The organism is Halorubrum sp. AJ67 (genome assembly GCF_000513435.1).
In genome coordinates this window covers 1-2,826 of the sequence record NZ_CBVY010000042.1, presented here as the reverse complement: position 1 = coordinate 2,826, position 2,826 = coordinate 1, and the positions used below count along the sequence as shown (strand labels likewise).

The following is a 2,826-nucleotide window of genomic DNA, read 5'->3' as shown; positions in this document are numbered from 1 at the left end:
GCATATTTTTTTACGGTCTCCCCCGTGGTAGAAGTGAATAATTCTGGGGCAAATGAATGTTGCGAATATTATAGAGGATGTATAATTGTTCATCTATTATTTTCTGATCGATACCAACGGATCACCGACGAAACGGTCCGTCTGAGGGACCGGTCTCGGCGTGGGATCAGTCGGCCGTCGCCCGCGCAAAGGCGGAGGTGGCGAGCTTTGACTCGACCGCGGTCAGCCGCTGAGACAGCGCGGACTTCGATATCCCGAGGTCCGCGGAGAGCTCCCCCAGATCCGCCTCTCGGGGGCGCGAGTAGTATCCGGCGGCGACGGCGGCGGCGGCCGCCTCGCGCTGTTTCTCGGTCAGTTCGAAGAGATTGAGGGTCACGTCGGCTCGCGGCTCCTCTCGTTCGAGCGAACCGATCCGCTTCAGCCGCCGCAGCGAGATGCCGTCGACGACCGCTTTCAGGTCGTCGACGAGGTCGGTCAGCACGTCCCGGTCGGGCAGGTACGTCTCGACGACGACGTCGTCGCCGTCGATCTCGGTGATCTGCGGAACGCAGCCGTACTCGCTGAACACCTCGCACGGACAGCGGTCCCCGACCGCGCTCGCCGCGTGGACGACCTCGGTACAGTCGTCGTCCGCACAGCCGCAGTCGTCGGGCGAAAGCGTCACGTCCGTGTGACACCGGTTGGCGGTCCGCTGCTGGCGTACCTCCACGACGTCCCGTTCGAACCCGCTCAACGGACAGTCGGCCGAGGACGACGGCTCGACCTCGAATTCGACGTACAGACGCCGTGTCGAGGCGTCATCCGGTCTCCCGGTTTCGGGTACGTCGTCCTCTGTGTTCATACCGGAGCGTGACGCCTCGGGGATAAATACACCATGACGATTCCCAACCGGTGTTAACGAGGGGACGGCACGAGAACCGCGCTCACCGAGCGGATCGAAGGGGGTTTAACGTTTGAGCAATTACTAAATCGTGTGTCCCAAGGAGTAGTTAAGCAGAAGGGCCAGACGAACAGTGACCGTGGAATGACAGTCGACGATTCGCTGAGCGAGGAGAGCAAGCGCCAGCGCGATGGCATCGACAACGTCGGCGCGTTCGGAATGCGGACCGGGGAGTCGGACCTAGTCTTCTTCCAGGGAATCCTCCCGGAGATCAACGGGGACGTGAAGGGGTCGGAGCCGGTCGACGAGCAGATTCGGATGTGCTTAGACCGGCTCGAACTGATGCTCGAAAACCGCAGCGCGTCGCTCGATGACGTGATGAAAGTCGAGGTACAACTCGCGGATGCGGACGCTGCGGCGGTCGTCGACCGCGCGTACGAGTCGCGGTTCGACGCCGTCGAGTTCCCGCCGCGGACCGTCGTCGGCGTCTGTTCGCTGCCCGGCGGCGCTGACGTTCAGCTCGACGTGATCGCCGCCGAGGAGTGACCGCTGTGTCCGGTTCGATCTCGGGACGAAACGCGTCTCGTCTCGGCCGTCCGACGTATCGACAGAACAGGTGAACTACCCCACCCTACTCGCTCACCGCTGACGCGGTTCGCTCCTTGACGACGGGGAGTTAGCGCCTGAAAAAGTTAATCCGATCGCGGACAGAAACCTTCGGTATGCCCGAGTCCTCGTCCGACCCGCCTGCCGAGACCGATCTCGACGTCCTGATCGACGACGCGACGACGGCCGTCGACGTGAAGGCGCTGTCGGCGTTCGGATACGAGACGCGGTACCGGCTCGTTCGCCTGCTGGTCGAGACCGACGACGCCGTCAGGTTCGACGAGATCACGCCCTACGTGTCGATAAGCGACAGCGCCGTCAGCCACGCGCTCACGTTGCTCTGTGACGCCGGACTCGTCGAGAAAGAGAAGGACGGCCGCTCGCGTCGATACGCGGCGACGCGACGCGCCGAGGCGCTCGTGACCGCCCTCGACGACACGCGGTGACCCGGATGAAGGTCCTCTGCGTCGCGGGACCCTCTGACTCGGGAAAGACGACGGTCGTCGCCGCCTTGGCCGAACGTCTCCGGGAGTGCGGGACTGTGGCGACCGTGAAACACCTCACGCACGAACCCGATGTCGACACCGAGGGGAAAGATACGGCCCGTCACCGCGCGGGCGGCGCGGTCCACACCGTCGGGCTCACCGACGAGGGAACGTGGTTCGCGACCGGTCGGGACCGGACTCTCGGCGACGTGTTGGACGAGTTCGCGCGCACGTACGACTACGCGATCCTCGAGGGATTTAGCGGGAGCGACGTACCGAAGGTCGCGTTGGGCGACCGGACCGTAGCGCCGCCCGTAGTCGCAGAAGCTGTGACGGCGGACGATCTGGACCTCAACGACGTCGTCCGTGTCATCGACCGGTTACCGTCGTACGATCCGGAACGTTCCCCGGATCGCGGCGACGAGTAACTGGGAAGGGTGTCCGGGGGATCGCTTCGATGGTGCGAGACGAAGGAGCGCCCCGAGCTGCTGTCGGTCCCGATCGTCGCACGGGAAGGAACGAGTATCCGGAGGCGATCAAGAATGATTGGCCCTCTAATTCAGTAAATACTCAATTATTCTTGGATGCGTTCAGAGGGGGTTTGGATTGAGCCTTTACCATACTCCCCAAAATCAACGTGTTCCCGAATAATATGGTGTTTTATACGTAGTTGGTCCAGATCGACTCGATAAGAGAAAACTACAAGTGTATGAAAGCTAAATCGGAGAGTACAGCATGAACGATGATGATACTCTGTCGGCGACCCGGCGGCGGCTCCTCGCGACCGTTGGGACGGCCGGCGCCGCCTCCGTCGCAGGATGCGGGTTCCAAGCTCCGCGGGCCGACGACGGGAGC

Annotated in this window: 4 protein-coding genes; 3 read left to right on the top strand and 1 reads right to left on the bottom strand. The window is 62.7% G+C overall.

Annotated features, from left to right (window positions below; all coding sequences use genetic code 11):
• Positions 1-166: 166 nt before the first annotated feature.
• Positions 167-841, bottom strand: a complete 675-nt coding sequence (locus BN903_RS14965; RefSeq protein ID WP_048078489.1) for a helix-turn-helix domain-containing protein — start codon at positions 839-841, stop codon at positions 167-169.
• A gap of 183 nt (positions 842-1,024) precedes the next feature.
• On the opposite strand from BN903_RS14965, the gene BN903_RS14960 reads away from it, so the two are divergent.
• The 3 genes from BN903_RS14960 to mobB all read left to right on the top strand — a co-directional run bounded on the left by BN903_RS14960 (position 1,025) and on the right by mobB (position 2,399).
• Entirely contained in the window at positions 1,025-1,426 is a 402-nt protein-coding gene (locus tag BN903_RS14960; RefSeq protein WP_048078488.1) for a RidA family protein, read from the top strand.
• Between the two features lie 176 nt (positions 1,427-1,602).
• On the top strand, positions 1,603-1,932 hold the full coding sequence (locus BN903_RS14955; RefSeq protein WP_048078487.1) for a winged helix DNA-binding protein: 330 nt from the start codon (positions 1,603-1,605) through the stop codon (positions 1,930-1,932).
• Between the two features lie 5 nt (positions 1,933-1,937).
• A complete protein-coding gene (gene mobB, locus BN903_RS14950) occupies positions 1,938-2,399 on the top strand; it encodes a molybdopterin-guanine dinucleotide biosynthesis protein B (protein WP_048078486.1) in 462 nt (153 codons plus the stop codon).
• Positions 2,400-2,826: the final 427 nt, after the last annotated feature.

What these genes read in the sequence shown, in the direction of transcription:
- BN903_RS14955 (WP_048078487.1), top strand. Translation starts at nt 1,603, where the DNA reads ATGCCCGAGTCCTCGTCCGACCCGCCTGCCGAGACCGATCTCGACGTC.
- mobB (WP_048078486.1), top strand. Translation starts at nt 1,938, where the DNA reads ATGAAGGTCCTCTGCGTCGCGGGACCCTCTGACTCGGGAAAGACGACG.
- BN903_RS14960 (WP_048078488.1), top strand. Translation starts at nt 1,025, where the DNA reads ATGACAGTCGACGATTCGCTGAGCGAGGAGAGCAAGCGCCAGCGCGAT.
- BN903_RS14965 (WP_048078489.1), bottom strand. Translation starts at nt 841, where the DNA reads ATGAACACAGAGGACGACGTACCCGAAACCGGGAGACCGGATGACGCC.